This is a genomic window from Kribbella italica (assembly GCF_014205135.1).
Classification (GTDB): Bacteria; Actinomycetota; Actinomycetes; order Propionibacteriales; family Kribbellaceae; genus Kribbella; species Kribbella italica.
In genome coordinates this window covers 4,385,171-4,405,897 of record NZ_JACHMY010000001.1, presented here as the reverse complement: position 1 = coordinate 4,405,897, position 20,727 = coordinate 4,385,171, and the positions used below count along the sequence as shown (strand labels likewise).

Annotated in this window: 23 protein-coding genes; 13 read left to right on the top strand and 10 right to left on the bottom strand. The window is 70.4% G+C overall.

The window, feature by feature from the left end; translation table 11 throughout:
• The first annotated feature begins 6 nt into the window (after positions 1–6).
• On the top strand, positions 7–852 hold the full coding sequence (gene hisG / locus HDA39_RS20295; protein ID WP_184797318.1) for an ATP phosphoribosyltransferase: 846 nt from the start codon (positions 7–9) through the stop codon (positions 850–852).
• Positions 852–1,328 carry a PH domain-containing protein gene (locus HDA39_RS20290; RefSeq protein ID WP_184797316.1) on the top strand — a complete coding sequence of 159 codons (477 nt, stop codon included), beginning with the start codon at positions 852–854 and terminating at the stop codon, positions 1,326–1,328. Before hisG ends, HDA39_RS20290 begins: the two co-directional genes overlap by 1 nt.
• A 39-nt stretch (positions 1,329–1,367) precedes the next feature.
• On the opposite strand, the gene HDA39_RS20285 is transcribed toward HDA39_RS20290, so the two are convergent.
• The 3 genes from HDA39_RS20285 to HDA39_RS20275 form a co-directional block, all read right to left on the bottom strand.
• The gene (locus HDA39_RS20285; RefSeq protein ID WP_184797314.1) at positions 1,368–2,258 is read right to left on the bottom strand and encodes an aldose 1-epimerase family protein; all 891 of its coding nucleotides are present in this window, start codon (positions 2,256–2,258) and stop codon (positions 1,368–1,370) included.
• 71 nt (positions 2,259–2,329) lie between these two features.
• The gene (locus HDA39_RS20280; RefSeq protein WP_184797312.1) at positions 2,330–3,007 is read right to left on the bottom strand and encodes a uridine kinase family protein; all 678 of its coding nucleotides are present in this window, start codon (positions 3,005–3,007) and stop codon (positions 2,330–2,332) included.
• Positions 2,994–3,500: a hypothetical protein gene (locus tag HDA39_RS20275; RefSeq protein WP_184797310.1), complete on the bottom strand. Its 507-nt coding sequence runs from the start codon at positions 3,498–3,500 to the stop codon at positions 2,994–2,996. Before HDA39_RS20275 ends, HDA39_RS20280 begins: the two co-directional genes overlap by 14 nt.
• 89 nt (positions 3,501–3,589) lie before the next feature.
• Between HDA39_RS20275 and HDA39_RS20270 the strand changes: the two genes are divergently transcribed.
• Positions 3,590–4,081: an SseB family protein gene (locus tag HDA39_RS20270; RefSeq protein ID WP_420488733.1), complete on the top strand. Its 492-nt coding sequence runs from the start codon at positions 3,590–3,592 to the stop codon at positions 4,079–4,081.
• Here the strand turns inward: HDA39_RS20270 and HDA39_RS20265 are convergent.
• The 3 genes from HDA39_RS20265 to HDA39_RS20255 are packed head-to-tail and all read right to left on the bottom strand — an operon-like array spanning position 4,078 to position 7,693.
• Positions 4,078–6,537, bottom strand: coding sequence for an ABC transporter permease (locus HDA39_RS20265; RefSeq protein ID WP_184797306.1), 2,460 nt, complete (start codon positions 6,535–6,537; stop codon positions 4,078–4,080). The two genes, HDA39_RS20270 and HDA39_RS20265, sit on opposite strands and share 4 nt — an antisense overlap.
• Entirely contained in the window at positions 6,534–7,262 is a 729-nt protein-coding gene (locus HDA39_RS20260) for an ABC transporter ATP-binding protein (protein WP_184797304.1), read from the bottom strand. Before HDA39_RS20260 ends, HDA39_RS20265 begins: the two co-directional genes overlap by 4 nt.
• On the bottom strand, positions 7,262–7,693 hold the full coding sequence (locus HDA39_RS20255) for a DUF1707 domain-containing protein (RefSeq protein WP_184797302.1): 432 nt from the start codon (positions 7,691–7,693) through the stop codon (positions 7,262–7,264). The genes HDA39_RS20260 and HDA39_RS20255 overlap by 1 nt, the downstream gene beginning before the upstream one ends.
• 164 nt (positions 7,694–7,857) lie before the next feature.
• On the opposite strand from HDA39_RS20255, the gene HDA39_RS20250 reads away from it, so the two are divergent.
• Positions 7,858–8,577, top strand: coding sequence for a TetR/AcrR family transcriptional regulator C-terminal domain-containing protein (locus HDA39_RS20250; RefSeq protein ID WP_184797300.1), 720 nt, complete (start codon positions 7,858–7,860; stop codon positions 8,575–8,577).
• A 27-nt stretch (positions 8,578–8,604) separates the two neighbouring features.
• On the opposite strand, the gene HDA39_RS20245 is transcribed toward HDA39_RS20250, so the two are convergent.
• Together HDA39_RS20245 and HDA39_RS20240 are read right to left on the bottom strand one after the other, a co-directional pair.
• Complete coding sequence (locus HDA39_RS20245; protein ID WP_184797298.1) at positions 8,605–9,771, bottom strand: glycoside hydrolase 5 family protein; 1,167 nt, start codon at positions 9,769–9,771, stop codon at positions 8,605–8,607.
• A 133-nt stretch (positions 9,772–9,904) separates the two neighbouring features.
• Complete coding sequence (locus tag HDA39_RS20240) at positions 9,905–10,921, bottom strand: LacI family DNA-binding transcriptional regulator (RefSeq protein ID WP_184797296.1); 1,017 nt, start codon at positions 10,919–10,921, stop codon at positions 9,905–9,907.
• A 94-nt stretch (positions 10,922–11,015) separates the two neighbouring features.
• Between HDA39_RS20240 and HDA39_RS20235 the strand changes: the two genes are divergently transcribed.
• From HDA39_RS20235 to HDA39_RS20220, 4 genes are all read left to right on the top strand, one after another.
• Entirely contained in the window at positions 11,016–12,308 is a 1,293-nt protein-coding gene (locus HDA39_RS20235) for an ABC transporter substrate-binding protein (RefSeq protein ID WP_184797294.1), read from the top strand.
• Between the two features lie 4 nt (positions 12,309–12,312).
• Positions 12,313–13,191, top strand: coding sequence for a carbohydrate ABC transporter permease (locus HDA39_RS20230; RefSeq protein WP_184797292.1), 879 nt, complete (start codon positions 12,313–12,315; stop codon positions 13,189–13,191).
• Entirely contained in the window at positions 13,188–14,108 is a 921-nt protein-coding gene (locus HDA39_RS20225; RefSeq protein ID WP_184797289.1) for a carbohydrate ABC transporter permease, read from the top strand. The genes HDA39_RS20230 and HDA39_RS20225 overlap by 4 nt, the downstream gene beginning before the upstream one ends.
• Before the next feature lie 166 nt (positions 14,109–14,274).
• Positions 14,275–15,873 (top strand): carboxylesterase/lipase family protein, encoded by a 1,599-nt coding sequence (locus tag HDA39_RS20220; RefSeq protein ID WP_184797287.1) that lies wholly within the window; start codon positions 14,275–14,277, stop codon positions 15,871–15,873.
• A 12-nt stretch (positions 15,874–15,885) separates the two neighbouring features.
• Here HDA39_RS20220 and HDA39_RS20215 read toward each other — a convergent pair whose 3' ends face one another.
• Positions 15,886–16,305, bottom strand: a complete 420-nt coding sequence (locus HDA39_RS20215) for a DUF1844 domain-containing protein (RefSeq protein ID WP_202893067.1) — start codon at positions 16,303–16,305, stop codon at positions 15,886–15,888.
• A 301-nt stretch (positions 16,306–16,606) separates the two neighbouring features.
• Between HDA39_RS20215 and infC the strand changes: the two genes are divergently transcribed.
• From infC to HDA39_RS20190, 5 genes are all read left to right on the top strand, one after another.
• Positions 16,607–17,329 (top strand): translation initiation factor IF-3, encoded by a 723-nt coding sequence (infC, locus tag HDA39_RS20210; RefSeq protein ID WP_184797285.1) that lies wholly within the window; start codon positions 16,607–16,609, stop codon positions 17,327–17,329.
• Positions 17,330–17,402: 73 nt separating this feature from the next.
• Complete coding sequence (gene rpmI, locus HDA39_RS20205; RefSeq protein WP_184797284.1) at positions 17,403–17,597, top strand: 50S ribosomal protein L35; 195 nt, start codon at positions 17,403–17,405, stop codon at positions 17,595–17,597.
• 79 nt (positions 17,598–17,676) lie between these two features.
• Entirely contained in the window at positions 17,677–18,063 is a 387-nt protein-coding gene (gene rplT, locus HDA39_RS20200) for a 50S ribosomal protein L20 (RefSeq protein ID WP_184797282.1), read from the top strand.
• A gap of 29 nt (positions 18,064–18,092) precedes the next feature.
• Positions 18,093–18,905 carry a TrmH family RNA methyltransferase gene (locus HDA39_RS20195; protein WP_184797280.1) on the top strand — a complete coding sequence of 271 codons (813 nt, stop codon included), beginning with the start codon at positions 18,093–18,095 and terminating at the stop codon, positions 18,903–18,905.
• The gene (locus HDA39_RS20190; protein ID WP_337925813.1) at positions 18,902–20,026 is read left to right on the top strand and encodes a CehA/McbA family metallohydrolase; all 1,125 of its coding nucleotides are present in this window, start codon (positions 18,902–18,904) and stop codon (positions 20,024–20,026) included. Before HDA39_RS20195 ends, HDA39_RS20190 begins: the two co-directional genes overlap by 4 nt.
• Here the strand turns inward: HDA39_RS20190 and HDA39_RS20185 are convergent.
• Positions 20,023–20,724, bottom strand: coding sequence for a TetR/AcrR family transcriptional regulator C-terminal domain-containing protein (locus tag HDA39_RS20185; RefSeq protein ID WP_184797278.1), 702 nt, complete (start codon positions 20,722–20,724; stop codon positions 20,023–20,025). The two genes, HDA39_RS20190 and HDA39_RS20185, sit on opposite strands and share 4 nt — an antisense overlap.
• Positions 20,725–20,727: the final 3 nt, after the last annotated feature.

The following is a 20,727-nucleotide window of genomic DNA, read 5'->3' as shown; positions in this document are numbered from 1 at the left end:
CGACCCATGCTGCGCGTCGCAGTACCGAACAAGGGCTCGCTGAGCGAGTCCGCCACCGCCATCCTGACCGAGGCCGGCTACAAGCAGCGCCGGACCACGAAGGACCTCGCGCTGACCGACACCGCGAACGAGGTCGAGTTCTACTACCTGCGCCCCCGCGACATCGCCGTGTACGTCGGGGAGGGCACCCTCGACGTCGGCATCTCCGGCCGTGACCTGGTGCTCGACTCGCACGCCGACGACGACATCCTGATGGAGCTCGGCTTCGGCGGCTCGACCTTCCGGTTCGCCGGCCGGCCCGGCGTCGCGGACTCGGTCAAGGACCTGGCCGGGAAGCGGATCGCGACGTCGTTCGCCGGCATCCTGTCCGACCACCTGGCCGAGCACGGCGTCGAGGCGTCCGTGGTGAAGCTCGACGGCGCGGTCGAGTCCGCGGTCCAGCTCGGCGTGGCCGACGTGATCGCCGACGTCGTCGAGACCGGTACGACGCTGCGCCAGGCGGGGCTCGAGGTGTTCGGCGAGCCGATCCTGTCGTCGGAGGCGGTGCTGATCACGCGGCACGGCGTCGACCAGCCGGCCGGTCTGCAGCAGTTGGTCCGCCGGCTGCAGGGCGTCCTGGTCGCGCGCAACTACGTGATGATGGACTACGACATCCGGGCCGAGTCGGTGGAGGCCGCCAACGCGCTGACCCCGGGCCTGGAGTCGCCGACGGTGTCGCCGTTGCATCGGGAAGGCTGGGTCGCCGTCCGCGTGATGGTGCTCCGGGCCGACGCACAGAAGATCATGGACCAGCTCTGGGACGTCGGCGCCCGGGCGATCCTGACCACCGACATCCACGCAGCCCGGATCTGATGGCCACCCCGGAGTCGCTCGTGACCGGTGTCACCCCGTTGTTCACCTTCCACCCGCGGATCGTCGCGGCGGTGACGACGGCGATGGCGGCGTCGATCCTCGCGGTCTTCGGGGTGATCTGGTTCCGGCTGCCGGACGAGTCGCGGGCGACGTTCACGCTGTTCCAGCGGCTGACGCTGATCGCGTTCTTCGGCACGGTGCTGTACCTGCTCTACCGGATGGCCACGGTCCGCGTCACGGCGTACGCCGACGGCCTGCGGGTGCGCAACGTCTTCAAGTCGTACTCGTACCCGTGGAGCGACGTGAAGGTGCTGCGCTTCACCGCGGGTGATCCGTGGCTGCAGATGTACGACACCGACGACAACCGGCTGGGGATCCTTGCGATCCAGGCGTCCGAGGGCGTCCGGGCGACGGCGGCGGCGAAGGAGCTCGCCGCGGTCGCGCGGGCGCACGGGGCGGGAACGCAGACGTCCTGAGCGAGGCGGCCGCGGCAGGCGGGCGCGACGCCGTACGGGCTAGACGCTCACGGCGAACGTCGTGCTGTGCTCGGCGCCGGGCTGGAGGACGACCAGGTCCTCGCCGGTGACGAAGCTGTCCGGCGGGCAGGTCATCGGCTCGACGGCCAGACCGACGCGGCCGATCGCGTTGCCCGTGTAGAGCTGCAGCCAGCCGGTGTCACCGCTCAGGACGGCGCGGTTGCCGCTGCCCGGGTCGGTCAGCGTCACGACCCAGCCGCTCGGCAGCCCGGTGAACGCGTTGTCGATGTCGAGCCCGCCGATCGTGCGCGCGGTCCCGAAGTCGAAGTCCGACCCGGCGACCGGCCGCTTGCCGACCGGCGTCAGCCGATCCGGCGTGACCTCGAGCCACTGCTCGGCGCGGAACTCCAGCTCGCACTCGTCGAGCTCCCGCCCGACGGTCAGGTACGGGTGCGTGCCGTACCCGTACGGCGCTGCGCTGGTCCCCACGTTCTTCGCCGAGGCGGTGACGGTCAGACCGGTCTCCGCATCGAGCCGGTAGGTCAGGGCGATGTCCAGCTGGTGCGGGTACCCCGGCTGGCCGTGCAGGCGGTACGCGACCTCCACCAGGGACTCGTCGAGGCCGTCGTCGATCCGCTCCCAGTTCGCCCAGCGGGTCAGGCCGTGGATGGCGTTCGCCCGGGTCGGCTCGGTCAGCGGGAGCTGCTGGTCGGAGCCGTCGAAGGTGTACCTGCCGTCGGTGATCCGGTTCGGCCACGGGAAGAGGTGCTGCCCGATCCCGGCGTGCGCCGCCTCGTCCTCGCCGTACCCGACGAGCACCTCGCGGTCGCCGTACGAGAGCCCGCGCAACCCACCGCCGACACTCACCACGGTCCCGGCGTACTCCCCGGCCCGAATGGTCCACTGCTCGCCCGATGGCAAAACGCTCATACGTCCATCCTCACCCGAACCAGAGCCCCAGCAGAGCCTGTCCGGCCTTCGGATTCGTCACAATGCGCGGCTCACGAAGCCGCGGAGTCGTGGTCCAGGTGGACCGACTTGGTGACGAGGTCCGTGTCGGGGTCGTGGGGATGAGTGGGGTTGCCGTCGACGATGACGTGGGCCCGGTCGCGGGTGTGCTGGCTGGCGAAGTGGTCGCGTTCCCAGCGCATCCAGTCCAGCCAGCGGTCGCGGAGGGCTTCGCCGTCGCGCTCGATGCCGCGGTCCAGGCGGACCTCGTTGCTGGTCTCGATCCAGACCCGCAGCGACTGCCAGTGGTCGGCGTCGCGGTCGCAGGACGTGACGCCCTCGACGATCAGCAGGTCGAGCGTGGTCGGTACGACGTGCAGCTCGGCGTACGCGCCCTGGATCCAGTCGTAGCGCCGGTACCGGCCCTCGCGGCCGTCGGCGATCCGCTGCAGCACGTGGTCGCGCAGCAGGCCGAAGCCGCGGACGGCGCCGTCCCAACCGTCGTACAGGTCGTCCATGTGGAGCACCTGGCACCGGAGTCCGCGCGCCTCCGCACGCGCGGCGAAACGGGCGGCCAGGGTGGTCTTGCCGGAGCCGGCCGGACCGTCGACGCCGATCAGGCGGGTCCGCCCGAGTCGGGCCGGAGCGGCCTGGACGTGGTCCAGCAGGCTGTCGACGGTCAGCGTGGCAGGGGCAACGGTGTCAGGGGTGGGGCTGTCAGTTGATTCCATGACGCTTCAGGATGTCCTCGATCTCGTCGAACTCCGACGACTCCTGCCGGCTCGCCTTGGCGCCCTTCGGGGCCTTGGCCGGCTGGGTGGCAGGGGCGGAGGCCGAGGCGGGGGCCGGTCCGGTGCTGGTCAGTTCACCGGTGGCGGCCGTGGGCTTCGTCTTGGCCGGCTTCTCCGCCGCGGGGCTCCGGCGGGCCTTGGCCACACCGGACACGACGTACAGGACGACGGAGACGCCGAACAGCGCGACCCCGGCCCACACCGTGGGGGAGAAGATCAGGTGCGAGACCCAGCTGACCGCCGAGCGGACGACGTCCCAGACCAGCTCCAGCAGGCCGGTCAGGTAGAGCGAGACCGGTAGCAGGGACCAGGCCACGCCTCGTACGCCGGCCGCCGCCCCGCGGCGCCGCCAGGCGGCCCACGAGCCGATCAGGCCGAGCAGGGTGAGACCCGCACAGAACGGCAGCAGCGTCAGATCATTGAAGTCAGGCACACACCCAGGCTCGCACAGACCCGCCCGGAACCAAGCCGGGAACAGCCCTGAGCACACCCTGAAACCGGTGTCCGGGGACAATGGTCGGTGTGCAGCCGGACAAACGCTTGGCCTTCACCGGGTTCGACAACGACGACGGTACGGCGGACGCCGCCCTGGCCGAGGCGCTCGCCCGGCAGGACCTCGGCGCGATCCTGCACGCGCTGACCTCGGCCAGGCTGCTGGTGCCGGTCGTGGCGATGCTCGGCGAGGTCGAGTACGACGACCAGGGCCTGGCCCACGACAAGACCTCCGACATGGCGGTGGCCCTCCTCCAGGGCCAGGACGGGCGGAACGCGCTGCTGGCGTTCACCAGTACGGCGTCGCTCGCCCGCTGGAGCCCCGAGGCCCGCCCGATGCCCGCTCAGACGCAACTGGTCGCCACCGCCGCCGTCCAGGAAGGTGCCGCGGCCATCGTCCTCGACGTGGCAGGCCCGGCCCCCGCCGTCATCGAAACCGACGACGTCCAGCGCCTGGCCGCCGGCCTCCAGGTCGTCCGCCTGGAGGACGGCGCCTTCGGCTGGGCCCACCCCACTACCTAGACCACCGCGTCGATCGGCTTGCCCTTCATCGCCAGGCGGCTGGTGATGGCCGTGGTCGGGAGGACCAGCAGCAGTACCACGCCCACCCAGGCCACCGCGATCCACCACGGGCCCGACGGGATGGGCCAGCCTCGCGTGGCGACAGCGATGGGGAGGACCGTGAAGGCGGCGGCGACCAGTCCCAGTGCCAAGCCGAGTGCGGCGATCACCAGGTGCTCGACGTACAGCATCCGCAGGACCTGGCGACGAGTCGAACCCGTCAGACGCTGGAGGCCGAACTCCCGGCGCCGGTCGAGCACCGCGACGGCGATCGTGTTGATCGACGCGATCGCGGTGTAGGCGATCGCGATGCCCGCCAGCAGGTAGGCGATCCACGCGTCCACGCCGAGGCCGGTGTCGAGGTCGGTGCCCAGCACGTCCCGCGAGCCAACCGTTGCCCCCGGCCACTTCCCGAGGTCGAGCGCCGCGATCACCGCCGTGGGCGACGACGTACGGACCAGAACCTGCGAGGGCAGCCCGGTCGAAGTGTGTGCCGCGAGCAACGCCGACGGCAGCAGCAGCGACTCGTACCCGGACGTCCCCTCGGCCAGCGCCACCACCCGCACCTTCACGAGCGCGTCGTCCCCGAGTCTCACCCCGATCGTCGACCCGACCCCGACCTCGAGACGGCGAGCCACCCCAGGCGGCAGCGCGACCGTCTCCCCGGTCAGGTCGTCCAGCGACCCCGCCTTGACCTTCCCCTTGTACACCGGCCCGTTCACGCCGAGCAGCGGCCACGGATCGCTCGTGTGCGAGCTGTCGTACGGCTCCTCGATCCACCCCTTGCTCCGGACCAGCTCCGATGCCGCCGACACACCCTCCGTACGACGAACAGCCTCGACCACTCCACCCGGCAACCCGCCAGCGCCGGTCACCACCACATCGGCGTACAGGTTGTCCGTATAGGCCTCGACCGCCGCCTTCTGCTGCGTCGTCTGCGAGTAAATGTTGCCCAGGGCAATCGCCGACGCCAGTACGATCGGCACCAGGATCGCCGCGAACTGCACCGCCCGGACCCGCAGGTTGATCACCGCGAGCGCTCCGGTCGGACCGCGCGACGACAGGAACTCCGTGACCCGCGGCGTCAGCGCCCGGCGGATCACCAGCGGCCCCAGGACGGCGACCGCGATCGACCCGGTCAGCACCGCCGGCCCACCGATCGCCGCCGCGTTCGCGGGGCTCATGAAGATCGTCGACACCCCGATCCCGACCGTCCCGACCGCGAACACCGCGCCGATGATCAGCCGCACCCGGCCAACAGCCACCGGCGGTACGGCGGCCTCGGCGAGCGCCTGGATCGGCCGGATCCGCGCCGCCCGGCCGGCCGCGATCCCGACCGTCACGCGCAGAATCACCAGCGTCAGCAGCGCCGAGCCCACGAACGGGAGCACGCCCTGGTCGAACCGCAGGGCCGCCGGGACGATCCCGCCGCCGGTCAGCATCCCGAAGATCCACTCGCCCGCGGTCCGCCCGAGCAGCAGGCCGAGCACCAGCGCGAGCGACGACACCAGCATCGTCTCCGCGACCACCATCTTCCGCACCTGCTCCGGCGTCGCTCCACTCGCGCGCAGCAGGGCCAGCTCACGACGCCGTTGCCGGACCGACAGCCCGATCGTCGCGGACACCACCAGCGCCATCACCACGCCGACCATCCCGCCGAACACCCCGGACAGGATGATCAGCGGCAGACTCGTCGCGATCCCCGCGAACTCGGCCGCACCGCGGTCGTCCCCGGTCAGCGCGACCGCCCCGGTCGGCAGGTCGAGCTGCTCGGCCAGGCCTTTCACCGGCACCCCCGCGGCCGGAAAGACCCCGATCGCGTCGACCAGCCCCGGCCGCGGCGACAGCTCGCGCGCCTCCCGGTCGTCGAAGAAGATCGCCGGTACGTCGACCGCGCCCTCCGCCACACCCGCGAGCACGAAGTCCCGCGGCTCGCCCTTCACGATCAGGCCGACCGTGGACCCGACCCGTGCCGACCCGACCAGCCGACGATCGAGTACGACCTCGCCGACGGCAGGTGCCCGCCCGCTGACCAGCTTGTACGGCGCGAGCGCGGCCGACGCCCACCCGTGCCCGTTCAGCTCGTCGCCCGGCGCCACGGCCGCCGGGACGAACACGTCCGGAACCACCTTCGCGACGCCCGGCGTACTGGCCAGCCTGTCGGCCAGTGCGACGTCGATCGCGTGCCGTTCGGGATACGCCACCGAGCCGCTCCCGTTCGGCGGGTGGTACGCCGGCCGCCCGGTCACCACGATCGGCGCGTCGGCCAGGCGCTGCGGCGCCGCGTTCAGCCGCAGGCCGGTCTCGAGCAGACCGCCGGCGGCGGCCATCAGGGAGCTGCCGAGCAGCACGGCGACGAAGATCGCCAGGAACGCCGCCGTACGGAAGCGCAGGCTGGACAGTGCGAGCCGGATCATCGGGACACCTTCAGACGGGAGAGTTGGGCGAGCTCGGCCGCCACCGACGACGCGGTCGGCGCCGGCATCCGGGACACGATCCGGCCGTCGACCAGGAACACCACGGTGTCCGCGTACGACGCGGCGACGGGATCGTGGGTGACCATCACGACGGTCTGGTCGAGCTCGCGCAGCAGTGCGAGCACGTCCCCGGCGGTCTGGGTGTCCAGGGCGCCGGTGGGCTCGTCGGCGAAGGTGATCGCGGCCCGCCCGGCCAGGGCGCGGGCGATGGCCACCCGCTGCTGCTGGCCGCCGGACAGCTCACCCGGCCGGTGCCCGGTGCGCTCGGCCAGGCCGACGCGCTGGATCACCTCGTTGACCCACGCCTTGTCGGGGCGCTGCCCGGCCAGCGTGAGTGGCAGTACGACGTTCTGCCGCACGGTCAGCGCGGGCATCAGGTTGAAGGCCTGGAAGACGAAGGAGACGTGCTGCCTGCGCAGCTCGGTCAGGGCGGTCTCACCGAGCCCGCGCAACGCCGTACCGGCCAGGTGGACCTCACCGGCGGACGGGGAGTCCAGTCCGGCAGCACAGTGCAGCAGCGTGCTCTTGCCGGAGCCGGACGGGCCCATCACCGCGGTGAACGAGCCCTCGGCGAAGCCGTAGCTGACTCCGTCGAGGGCGGTGACGGCACCGGGACCGGTGCCGTACACCTTGCGGACGTCGGTCAGCTGGACCGGGGCCGTCATCAGAGGGCCCGCAGCTGGGACTTGCGGTGGTAGGACTCGTTGGTCCTCCACAGGACGCCGACGGCAGCACCCAGTCCGAGGTCGGACCAGAGCCACCACGGGCCGTCGAAGTGCCCGAAGGCGGCCAGCGTCAGCCAGACGACGAACTGCACGGCGCAGACCGCCAGCCAGCCGACGGCCGCGATCCGCAGCGCCAGCGTCAGCCCGTACGGCGGTACGGCGTCGGCGAAGCCGTCGAAGACCCGGCGCAGCTCGCCGCGGGTCCTGGCGACGCCGACCAGGTCGTGCCGGTCGGCCGCCTGCTGCGGTGACAGCCCGCCGAGCCGGGCCGCGGAGTCGATCTTCTCGTGGGCGGCGCGCCGGTCGGTGTCGGTCAGCTCCAGCTCGTCGGGGGACAGCAGCGGGCCGAGGGTGGCGGTCAGGGTGCTCATGGTGGGCTCCTTGCTCGAGGGCCGCTCATCGGCCGACAAGAAATAGCGTAGGGATTGAACAGTTTCACTCCGAGGGGTCTGCGTCCCGTTGTCGAGGTGGAGCTAGCACCCCGAACCGGCACCGAAGCTCGGTTCGCGGTCCGATCTGAGCCAGGATGGTGCCCGTGAGTGACGACCGGACCCAGCTGCCGCCCGGGCTCGCCCTGTCCTGGGGCGTGCTGCCGGTCCAGCGGCGTGGGCCCAAGCCGGCGCTGAGCGTCGACCAGCTCGTGGCCACCGGCATCGAGTTCGGCGACCGCGACGGCTTCGAGGCGATCTCGCTGCAGAAGATCGCGGCCCACCTCGGCGTCACGACGAACGCCATGTACCGCTACGTGCGCTCCAAGGACGAGCTGCTGGTCCTGGTCCTCGACGCCGCCTTCGGCCCCGCGCCGGACCTCGGCACCGGCGACTGGCGCGCCGGTGCGACCGCGTGGGTCAACGCCCAGATCGCCCTGTACGCCGAACGCCCGTGGCTGCTCGACTTCCCGATCCGCGGCGCCCCGGTCACGCCCAACCTGCTCAGCTGGGTCGAGACCCTGCTGCAGTCACTCGACTCGACCGGCCTGAGCATGCACGACAACCTCGGCTGCGTGCTGCTGCTCGACGGCTTCGTCCGCAGCTACGCCAACCTGGCCCGCCAGCTCGGAGCGAGCGAACAGGTCCCGGTCCAGGCCGAGCACGTCGGCGCCTTCCTGGTCCCGCGGCTTGCCGCAGGCAACTACCCGATGCTCACCAGGCTCTACACCCACCACGAGTACGAGGACGAGCTCGACGACGACCTGGAGTTCGGCCTGACCAGGATCCTGGACGGCATCCAGGTCCTGATCGACCAGAAAGCCTGACCATCCGCCCGCCCGTGTGTCGGCCGGCTACGGCAGTGCGATCCGGACCGGCCCTTGAGTGCGCGCCTTGACCCACTCAAGGTGAAACGCACTGCCCGGCGCGATCTCCGCGCGACGGTGCAGGTCGGTGCGCAAGTTGTACGGCGCCGTCAGCGTGGTCGCCTCTGCCGGCTGCACCCCACCGGAGCGAACCTCAGCGATCACCTCGGCCAAGGCGATCGCGGCCGGCTTGGCCCGGTGGTCGACGGTGAACAGCCCGAGGTCGTACTCGCGGTCCGGGAAGTCCAGCAGCCTGCGGTCGATGTCGTGGGACGACCACCAGGTGATGCCCCACAGGGCCGGGTTGTGCACGACCTGCTCGACGGTACGGCGTACGAACTCGGCCTGGAGATCCACCGGGATGTCAGGACCCGGTACGCCGATCTCCTGCAGCCAGACGGGCCTGGTCGGGTCCAGCGAGGCCGCGGCGGCGAGCTCGACCAGGTAGTCGGCGTGCGTGAGGGTCGCGGGGCCGAGCGGCCCGTCCACTCGGGAGACCCCGTTGAACACCCACGAGTGGACGGTGCTCAGCTCGCCCAGGTCGACCACGTCGACAGGGCTGAACGGGTGGTTTGGCTTGTACCAGGCGTCGTCGAAGACCGAGTGCAACGCGAGCACGTCCGGCGCGGCCTTCTTCACCGTGGTCAGCAACTCCCGCGCCCAGGCGGTCGAGGCCTCGGGCGTGGTCGGGCTGTCCGGCCAGAGGTTGTTGACCTCGTTGCCGAGGGTGATCGCGAAGACGTTCGGCCGAGTGGCGACCGCGGCGGCGACCTTCTCGCAGTACGCCGTGAGGCCGTCGCGCACTGTGGGGTCCTCGAAGAGGCTGGCCTTGTGCCAGGTCAGCGCCCACGACGGCAGGAAGTCGAAACTCGACAGGTGCCCTTGGATCAGGTCGACCGCCACGCTCAGCCCGTGCTCGGCGGCCGCGTCGATGGTGTCCAGCAGGTCGTCGATCGGCTGTTGCCGGATGATCGCCCGGTTGGGCTGGATCCAGGGCCAGACCGGGAACACCCGCACGTGGTCGAGCCCGATCCCGGCCAGGTCGGCGAAGTCCCGGCGGACCGCCGCCGGGTCGTAGTCCAGCCAGCTGTAGAACCAGCCGGCCGAGGGAACGTAGTTCGCGCCGAACCGGGGCGTGGCGGGATCCGAGAGCATGGAGATGATGCTAAAACGGTTTAGAGGATCGGGCAAACAGCGTCTGATGGCCGGCCGCCGCTGTCCCGCCGGGTGACGTCCCTGGAACGTCCCGCCGCTGCCGGCGGCGAGAGATTGGGAGGGCCGATTCTCCTCAGGCGGGCGGGGCTGTTGATTCCCTCACCGTGAGTACCGGGTCCGCTGTGCGGCGGTTGATGGTGGCGGTCGGGTCGGCGATGACCTCCAGCAGGACCTCCGCCGCCTGGCGGCCGAACTCGAAGGTGTCTCGGGACAGCGCGGTCAGGGCCGGGTGCATCAGTTGGGTCAGGATCGAGTCGTCGAAGGCGACGATCGACAGCTCGCCGGGGACCGAGACGCCCATCTCCATCGCGACGCCGAGCCCTGCGACGGCCATCACGTCACTGTCGTACACGATCGCGGTCGGCCGGACGGCCTGCGACAGCAGCTTCCGCGTCGTCGCCGCGCCCTCGGCGTCGCTGAAGTCCGTGGCCAGTGACGGCGCCTCCACCAGCCCGAGCCGCGGCGCCGCGTCGCGCAGCGCGCGCATCCGCCGCTGCGTGTGCTGGAAGTTCGGCGTACCGGCGACGTGCGCGATCCGCCGGTGCCCGAGCGCGGCCAGGTACTCCACCACCGCGAGCATCGCATCCCGGTCGGACGCCCACACCGACGGCAGCGCGCCCTTCCCGCCGCGCCCGCCGATCACCACCGCCGGCAGCTCCAACGCCTTCAGTTCGTCGATCCGCGGGTCCCGGACGGTCAGGTCGACCAGGATCACCCCGTCCACCCGGTGCTCGGAGTTCCACCGCCGGTAGACCTCGATCTCCGCCTCGGTGTCCTCGACGATCAGCAGCTGCAGCGAGATCGAGTGCGCCGACAGCCCGGACTGCAGCCCCGACACCAGGTGCGCGAAGAACGGCTCCACCCCGAGCGTCCGCGCAGGCCGCGCGATCACCAGCCCGACCGAGTCGACCCGGGAAGCACCCAGCGCGCGCGCCGCGCTGTGCGGCCGCCAGGCCATCTGCTCGGCGATCGCCAGGATCCGCGCGCGCGTCGCCTCGCTCACCCCCGGCCGCCCGTTCAGCGCGAAGGACACCGCGCCCTTGGACACGCCCGCGCGGTCCGCGATGTCCGCGATCGTCGGTCTGGCCATCGGCCACCTCCTGGTCGGTCCCCACCCTTGACAGCGGATTCTACGATGTGGATAGTGCAGGAGCTATACCGGTTTATCACTTCAGGAGAATTCCATGCGTAGTCGTCGTCTCGCCCCGGTGGCAGCTCTCGCCGTCGCGGCGCTCACCCTGGCCGGTTGCGGCCTCGGATCGTCCGAGGAGTCTTCGTCCGGCGCCCAGCCGACCGTCGACGCGAACGCGAAGGTGACCGGCGAGGTCAGCTTCCAGACCTGGGCGCTGAAGCCGAAGTTCACGTCGTACATCGAGGGCGTGATCAAGGCCTTCGAGGCCAAGTACCCCGGGACCAAGGTGACCTGGCTGGACCAGCCGGGCGACGGGTACGACAAGAAGGTGCTCAGCCAGGCCTCGGCCGGCCAGCTGCCCGACGTGACCAACCTGCCGCCGGAGTTCGCGCTGCCGCTGGCCAAGCAGAGCCTGCTGCTCGACGTCGCCGCGGCCGACCCGGCCGTGAAGACCGACTACGTCGAGGGCGGCGTCACGGCGTACCAGTACCAGGGTGTCGACGGCACCTTCGGCTACCCCTGGTACCTGAACACCGACATCGACTACTGGAACTCCAGCAAGTTCGCCGCGGTCGGTCTGGACGCGAAGAACCCGCCGAAGACCTTCGACGAGCTGCTCGCGGCCGCCAAGGTGATGCACGACAAGTCCGGCGGCAAGGAGTACCTGATGAGCCGGCTGCCCGGCATCGGCGACTTCACCAACGCCGGCGTCAAGGTGATCAGCGACGACGGCAAGAAGTTCACCTTCAACACTCCCGAGGCGGTCGCCCTGCTGGACAAGTACGCCGACGCGTACAAAAACGGCTACCTGCCGCGCGACATCCTGACCCAGGAGTACCTGGGCAACTCCAAGCTCTTCACCCAGGGCAAGGTCGCCTGGACCACCGGTGGCGGCAACGCGATCGTGGACTTCCAGAAGGACAACCCGTCGCTGAAGGGCAAGGTCGTCCCGTCGCCGGCGCTGGACACCCCGCCGCTGTACGTGCAGGGTCTGTCGGTCTCGGCCAAGTCGAAGAACCAGGCCGCCGCGATCGCGCTGGCCAAGTTCGTCACCAACGCCGAGAACCAGGCCGCGTTCGCCAAGATCGTGAACATCTTCCCGTCCACCAAGGCGTCCGCGAACGACCCGTACTTCTCCAAGTCCGACGGTACGCCGGAAAGCGACGCCAAGGTGCTCGCGTTCGAGTCGCTGGCCAAGGCCAAGTCGCTGCAGCCGGCCGTGATCAGCGGCGCCACCAACGACTTCATCAACCAGCAGATCTCGCTGGCGATCTCCGGCAAGGTGACGTCGCAGAAGGCGCTGGACGCCGCGGTGGCCAAGGCCGACCAGCTGCTGGCGCAGTAACGCGATGCGCTACCAGCGGTGGTTCTCCCCGTGGGTGCTGGTCGTCCCGGCCCTCACCTGGTTGCTGGTGTTCAACCTGTGGCCGTCGATCAACACCGTGATCCTGTCGTTCACCAACGCCCGGCCGATCGGCGGCGGGACCTTCGTCGGGCTGAAGAACTTCGAGGCTCTGCTGCACGACGAGCAACTGCGCTACGCGTTGCTGAACAGCGTCATCTACATGGTCGTCTGCCTGCCGTTCCTGACGATCGTGCCGTTGGCGCTGGCGGTCCTGGTCGAGAAGAAGCTGCCTGGGATCACGTTCTTCCGGACCGCCTTCTACACCCCGGTGGTGGCCTCCGCGGTCGTCGTCGCGCTGATCTGGCAGTGGATCCTGGACGACCGCGGCCTGGTCAACGGGATGGCCGAGAAGCTCGGCGTGATCTCCGGGCCGCTGCCGTTCCTGTCCGACCAGTGGCTGCTGCTGTTCAGCGCGATCAGCCTGACGATCTGGAAGGGGCTCGGCTACTACATGATCATCTACCTGGCCGCGCTCGGGAACGTCGGCCGGGAGTTGCACGAGGCGGCCGCGGTCGACGGCGCGAGTGCGTTCCGGCGGTTCACGAACATCACCATCCCCGGCGTCCGGGGCACGATGATCCTGATCGCGATCCTGATCTCGGTGTCGGCCCTGCGGGTCTTCTCCGAGCTGTTCATCCTCAGCGGCGGCAACGGCGGTCCCGGCGGCCGCGACTCGTCGGTGGTGATGCTGATCCAGCAGTACAGCCAGGGCTTCGAGGGCAACCTCGGGTACGCGTCCGCGCTGTCGATCGTGCTGTTCTTCGTCACCGTCGTCCCGATGCTGGCCTTGGCCCGGCTCAACCGGAAGGCGGCGGACGCATGACCGTGGTGACCGATCCGGCCCGGCCGGTCGCCGTACCGGACGAACCCGGTACGCCGGTACGCAAGCGCAGACGCGGCACGTTCAGCTTCAACGCGATGTCGCCGACCGAGAAGGTGGTCCGCTACGTCCTGCTCGTGTTCGTGCTGCTGATCACGATCGGGCCGTTCCTGTGGCAGTTGTCCACGTCGCTGAAGGGATCGGGCGAGGACATCTACACCCGGATCCCGCGGCTGCTGCCGGGCCAGCCGACGCTGGAGCACTACGGCGCGGTGGCCGACACCATCCCGGTCTGGGACTACATGCGCAACTCGCTGCAGGTCGCCGTACTGGTTGTCGGAGGCAACATCATCGGCTCGTCGCTGGCCGGCTTCGCGCTGTCGCGGCTGCAGTTCAAGGGCCGCAAGCTGGTGCTCGGGCTGTTCCTGGCGACGCTGGTGCTGCCGGGCGAGGTCACGATCATCTCCCAGTACGTGACGGTCCGGGAGTTCGGTCTGGCCAACACGCTGTTCGGGGTCGCCCTGCCCGGCATGATCGGCGCGCTGAACGTGCTGCTGATGTACAACGCGTTCCGCTCGCTCCCGATCGAGGTCGACCAGGCCGCGATCGTCGACGGCGCGAACGTCTGGCAGCGCTTCCGCTACATCGCGCTGCCGAGCGTGCGCGGCACGATCAGCGTGGTCGCGATCTTCGCCTTCATCGGCGCCTGGGACGACTTCCTCTGGCCGCTGATCGTGCTCACCGACCCCGACAAGTACACGCTGACCGTCGGCCTGCAGTACCTGTCCGGCACCTTCAGCAACAACCCCCGCCTGATCGCCGCCGGCACGATGATCGCCTTCATCCCGATCGTGATCGTCTTCGCCGCCCTGCAACGCTTCTTCTTCAAGGGCGTCGAGGAAGGCGCGGTCAAGGGCTAGTACGCCGTTCAGCCGAGATCGCACCGGCCGGCTCGGTGGACCTTTCCACCAGCCGGCCGGCGGCCGGCGCCGGTCCATCTTTGGTCGCCCGGCACGCGTCTTTGGTCGCCCGGCACCCGACCATCGGCGGACTCGCCGGACCAGGCCCTCGCGGCAGGGTCAGGGCATGACTGTTTCCGGACGCTCCAAGGCGCTGCGCGCCGTCGCGATCGCGACGGCTGCCGCGCTTGCTGTCAGTCTCGCGGTGGTTGCCGGGTCCGCCGCCGATCAGGCGCACCCGCAGGCGGCGGTGCGGGTCGTCGTGCCGACGGACAAGGGCCGGGTGGAAGGTCTCTCCGAGGGCGGGACCAGCGTCTTCCAGGGCATCCCGTACGCCGCGAGCCCGGCGCGGTGGACGCTGCCCCGACCGCATGCCGCGTGGCCGGGAGTCCGCGACGCCACCCGGCCGGGCGCCAAGTGCGCGCAGCTCGGGGCCACCGGAGGCCTGGACCCGGAGTCCGCCGAGGACTGCCTGTTCCTCAACGTGACCACGCCGGACGAGCGACCCGCCGTACGGCGTACTGCCGGTGGCCGGCCGGTGATCGTGTGGTTCCACGGCGGTGCCTGGGCGTCCGGCCAAGGCTCGGAGTACGACGGCCGGTCGCTGAGCCGGATCGGCGACGCGGTGGTGGTCACGGTCAACTACCGGCTGGGGATCTTCGGCTTCTTCGGCTACCCGGGCCTGGCCGGGTCCGGCACCTTCGGTCTGGCCGACCAGCAGGCCGCGCTGCGATGGGTCCGCCAGAACGCGCGGGCCTTCGGCGGTGACTCGTCGAACGTGACGATCATGGGCGAGTCGTCGGGCGGCGCGGCGGTCTGCGCGCAACTGGTCTCACCGGCGTCGGCCGGGTTGTTCCAGCGCGCGGTGGTCCAGAGCGGTTCGTGCCGCCAGAACTGGCCGCGCAACGTCATGGTCCCGGACTCCGAGCCGATCAGGTACTGGGCCCCGAACTCCGAACTCGCGGCCCGTGGGCGCGAGGCCGGCCGGGAACTCGGCTGTTCGGCGCTGGCCTGCCTGCGCGCGCTGGACGACGCGGCCGCGCTGCTCAACCGCAACGGCGATTTCACCTCGCCCGGTTATGGCACGCCGATCCTGCCGGTCGATCCCGTGCGTGCCGTCCGCGCCGGAGCGTTCCACCGGGTGCCGGTGCTGCAGGGCAACACCCACGACGAGCACCGGTACTTCGCCCAGTTCGCCGGGGACATGGACGTTCCGGCGTACCGGGCCAGTCTGGTCAAGAGTTTCGGCGCCGGGGCGAAGGCGGTCGAGGAGCGTTACCCGGCCACGGCGTACCCGTCGCCGCTGCTTGCCTGGGCGGCGGTGGGGACGGACAGCAGCTGGGTCTGCCCGACTCTTCGGACCGACCGGGAGCTGGCCCGCCGGACGAAGGTGTTCAGCTTCTCCTTCGACGATCCGGCTGCCGCGGTTCTCGAAGGCTCGTTCCCGCCGGGATTCCCGTCCGGTGCCTACCACGCCTCGGAGGTGGGCTACCTGTTCGACTTCGGGCCGTACGCGCCGATGACGCCGGCCCAGCAACGCCTGGCCGACCAGATGCGGCGTTACTGGACCAACTTCGCCCGGTCGGGCGATCCGAACGGGCCGGGCCTGCCGCACTGGCCGTCGTACCGGGGTGGGGCGTCGAGCCAGTCGCTCGCGCCGGAGGCCGTTGGTCAGGTCGACGCCGGCCGTGAGCACCAGTGCGCCTTCTGGCAGCCGTCCACCTGAGGGCGCACGGGCTCAGCGGCGGCGGGCGGCCTTCGGGTGGACTTCGCCGGTGTACTTCTCGCCGGGGCCGGTGCCGGGCTCGTCGGGGATGGTGGAGGCTTCCTTGAAGGCGAGCTGCAGGGAGCGGAGGCCGTCGCGCAGGGGAGCGGCGTGGTGGTGGCCGAGGCTCGGGGCCGCGGCGTCGAGCAGGCCGGCGAGGGCGTCGATCAGGGAGCGGGCTTCGTCCAGATCCTGGTGGTCGGGGAGGTCCTCGGCCAGGCCGAGGTTGACGGCGGCGGCGCTCATCAGGTGCAGGGCCGCGGTCGAGATGATCTCCACGCTCGGTACCTCGGCGATGTCGCGGGAGACGGTCGACATCGGGTCCACCCGCGACTCCTCGACAGCCGGGGAGTCGGTGGGGGTGTCGGGCGAAGTGGAGATCGGGTCGGTCATGCTGTTACTCTTACATGGCGACCGACTCGGTCCGACGGTGACCCCTGAGCGGAATACTCGGGGGCCGGCAACGGTTCGAGTCTAAGCGGAGGGCCACCTCCCACCCAGTCGACGAAGAGTCGGCGGGTCCCGGTCACGCCGAGGTTCCCGGCTTCATCGCCGGACCAACCGCGGCGATCGTACGGCGAACCACCCCGCGGTCAGGGGTTGGTGGGTCGTCGATCTGGGAATTGGGCCTTCGTGTGGATCGCGCACGGAGGCCTTCGTCGTTCCCGGCGACGTTCTCCGGAGCGGTCAGCAGGTGGCACCAGTTTCGAACAACCCAGGAGGACCCATCACCATTGAACTGCGCGTCAACGAGCGCATCCGCGTTCCCGAGGTGCGTCTGGTCGGACCGAACGGTGAGCAGGTAGGCATCGTCCGGATCGAAGACGCTCTTCGGTTGGCACAGGAAGCCGATCTCGACCTGGTCGAGGTTGCGGCCACGGCCCGCCCGCCGGTCTGCAAGCTGATGGATTTCGGCAAGTACAAGTACGAGACCGCGCAGAAGGCGCGCGAGTCCCGCCGGAACCAGACCAACACCGTCATCAAAGAGATGAAGCTGCGGCCGAAGATCGACCCGCACGACTACGAGACCAAGAAGGGTCACGTCGTCCGCTTCCTCCGTGCCGGTGACAAGGTGAAGATCACGATCATGTTCCGTGGTCGCGAGCAGTCCCGCCCCGAGCTGGGGTTCCGGCTGCTGCAGCGGCTGGCCGAAGACGTCACCGAGCTCGGCTTCGTCGAGTCCTCGCCGCGTCAGGACGGCCGGAACATGATCATGGTGCTCGGACCGCACAAGAAGAAGTCCGAGGCGCGCGTGGACGTGGAAGCCGAGAAGGCCAAGAAGCTGGCCGAGCACGAGGCCGAGCAAGAGGCCGAGCGCCTCGAGCGGGCCGCGCAGCTCAAGCAGTTCGAGGCCGAGAAAGCAGCCGGCGCCACCAAGAAGCCGAAGGGTCCGGCCGACAACCTCGACCCGGAGTGATCCGTCGCTCCGGCCGCGAGGCCGGAGCCGGACCACCGGATCGAGTCGACGAAAGAAACGAGAGAACACAGCCATGCCGAAGATGAAGACCCACTCGGGGATGAAGAAGCGTGTCCGGGTCACGGGCTCGGGCAAGCTCCGCCGTGAGCAGACCGGTGTCCGCCACCTCGCCGAGGCGAAGTCGTCCAAGCGCAAGCGTCGCCTGTCCGGCACCGTCGAGGTCGCACCGTCGTACGTCAAGAAGGCCAAGAAGCTCCTCGGTATCTGAGCCTCGCCCCCTTTTCCCCGGACATCCCCGCCGCGTGGGTCCAGCCCCGCCGGCGCAGAAGTACAAGGAGTAACACCTCATGGCACGCGTGAAGCGGGCAGTCAACGCCCACAAGAAGCGCCGGGTCGTACTCGAGCAGGCCAGCGGTTACCGCGGCCAGCGCTCGCGCCTGTACCGCAAGGCCAAGGAGCAGGTCACCCACTCGCTCGTCTACGCCTACCGTGACCGCAAGGCGCGCAAGGGCGACTTCCGCAAGCTGTGGATCCAGCGGATCAACGCGGCGACCCGCGCGGAGGGCCTGACCTACAACCGGTTCATCCAGGGTCTCCGCCTGGCCGAGGTCGAGGTCGACCGCAAGATCCTGGCCGACCTCGCCGTCAACGACCCGGCCGCGTTCAGCGCGCTGGTCGTCGTGGCCAAGGCCGCTCTGCCGGCGGACGTCAACGCGCCGTCGACCGCGGCCTGAGCATCACCGCACCCAGTAACAGCACTCGAGTGGCGAGCCCTGGTCTGCTGACCGCGCAATCCGTGCGGATCAAGCAGGCCCGTAGGCTCGCCACTCGCGCGTTCCGCCGCAAGACCGGCCGCTTCCTGGTCGAAGGCCCCCAGGCCGTCCGGGAAGCGCTCGAGCATCGCGAGCGGGTCGTCGAGGTGTACGCCGAGCCGGACGTCGCCACCCGGCACCGCGACCTGCGGGACCTGGCGACGGTCGCCGACGTGCCCTGGTTCGAGGTGAACCGGGCGGGAGTCGAAGCGCTCAGCGAGACCGTCACGTCCCAGGGCGTGGTCGCGGTCTGCTCACTCGTCGACGTCTCCCTCGACGAGGCGGTCCGTCGTACGGCGTCGCTGGTGGCCGTCGGGGTCCAGGTCCGCGACCCGGGCAACGTCGGCACCCTGATCCGGACCGCCGACGCGGCCGGCGCGGACGCCGTCGTACTGTCCGCGGAGTCCGTCGACCCGCACAACCCGAAGGCCGTCCGGGCCAGCGTCGGCAGCCTGTTCCACCTGCCGATCTCGCTCGACGTGGACGTCCCCGCGGCCGCGAAGGCGTGGCGGGACCAGGGCATCCAGGTTCTCGCCGCGGACGGCTACGGCAGCGTCGACCTCGACGAGTGCATCGACGACGGCACACTCGCCAAGCCGACTGTCTGGCTATTCGGCAACGAGGCCCACGGCCTGCCCGACGGGTACGACGCAATCGTCGACCGCTCGGTGAAGGTCCCGATCTACGGCCGCGCCGAAAGCCTCAACCTCGCCACCGCGGCGGCTGTCTGCCTGTACGCCTCAGCCCGCGCCCAGCGCCGGTGAGCACCCCGCCCGGCGAGGCCGCGGCAACGGCCCTGGGCTTGCCCAGCGCGACATCCACCTCGGACCTGCCTGGCGAGGCGCCGGCCTCGGTCCTGTCCGGCGAAGCGCCGGCCTCGGACCTGCCCGGCGAAGCGCCGGCCCTGGACCTGCCCAGCGCGGCGCCGGCCCCGGACCTGCCCAGCGCGGTGCCCACCCCGGACCTGTCCGGCGAAGCTGCGGCGACCGGCTGGGGCCTTCCGTTCGGCCGGCCTGGCCGGTTCTGGCGCGGCAACCTGCACACCCACTCGAACCTCTCCGACGGCGCACTCTCACCGGCCGACACCGCGCAGGTCTACCGCAACGCCGGCTACGACTTCCTCGCGATCACCGACCACTTCCGCCCGGAGCACGACTACCCGGTGACGGACACCCGCGACCTCCGCTCGGACACCTTCACCACGCTGATCGGCGCCGAGCTGCACGCGCCGGCGACGGAGGCCGGCCAGCAGTGGCACATCATCGCGGCGGGTCTGCCGCTCGACTTCGCGCCGCCGACCGAGGGCGAGACCGGCCCCGAGCTCGCCCGCCGAGCGCGAGCGGCCGGCGCCTTCATCGGCATGGCCCACCCGTCGGCGTCGTTGCTCACCGCCGTCGACGCGACCAGCCTCGACGCGGCCCACGCGGTCGAGGTCTACAACGCCCTGGCCGACCGCGAGAACCGCGGCGACAGCTGGCACCTCACCGACGTACTGCTCAATCGCGGCCACCGGCCGACGACGTACGCCGCCGACGATGCTCACCTCCAACCTCAGGACCCGCCGCCGTGCCAGGCGTGGGTCCACGTCCGCGCCGAGTCCCTCGACCCAACAGACCTCCTATCTGCCCTGAAAGCCGGCCACTACTACTCCAGCACCGGCCCCGAGCTGTACGACGTACGCGTCGAGGACGAGCTGGTCGTCGTCCGCTGCTCACCCGCGACGAAGATTCTGCTGAGCGGCGGTCACCCCGGCGCGGAGGTTCTCGAAGGCATCGGACTGACCGAGGGCGCGCTCCCGCTGGCCTTGTTCCGCGGCACCCACTGCCGGATCACCGTCCAGGACGCCACCGGCGGCCGGGCGTGGACCAACCCGATCCACCGCTAGGTGCTGAGGCGTTTCTCCAGGCCGTCCAGGAGGCTGTCGAGGCCGTAGGAGAAGGACTCGTTCAGGAGTTGGTCCATGTCGACCACCCGGCGCCGCTGGACCGACTCGTGCATCATCGGGTCCATCGCGGGGAGCTGGGCGACCTCGGCGAGGATCTCGCGGTTCAGCTCCTCGACCGAGTAGCCCGACCGTCGTACCGTCGCCTGCCAGGTGGCGTGCGGGCTCACGTTGCCGAAGACGAACGACAGGACGGCGTTCATCGCGTAGTCGATGTCGCGGCCGGTGAACCCGGCGGCGGTGAACAGGGCCAGACCGCGTGACCCCATCACCACCGCGTTCGGCCCGATGCTCGGGCGGATGTAGATCACCTCGGGCAGCCAACCGTGCCGCAGGATGACAGCCCGCAGGCTGTGCGCCAGCAGCAGTGCGCCGCCCCGCCAGCCGGCCAGTTCGGCGTCGGGAACGTCGACCTCGCCGTACACCTGGTCGATCACCAGATCGATCAGGTCGTCCTTGGTCTGCACGTGCCAGTACAGGCTGGTCGCGCCGGAGTCGAGGCGGGCAGCCAGCTTGCGCATGCTCAGCCCGGCCAGACCTTCGGCGTCGAGCAGTTCCATCGTCGCTTTCACGATCTGGTCGCGGCTCAGTGTCTCCCGGGCCGGGGAGGCGGTCCGCTGCCGGGTCCAGATCGATTCCATGGG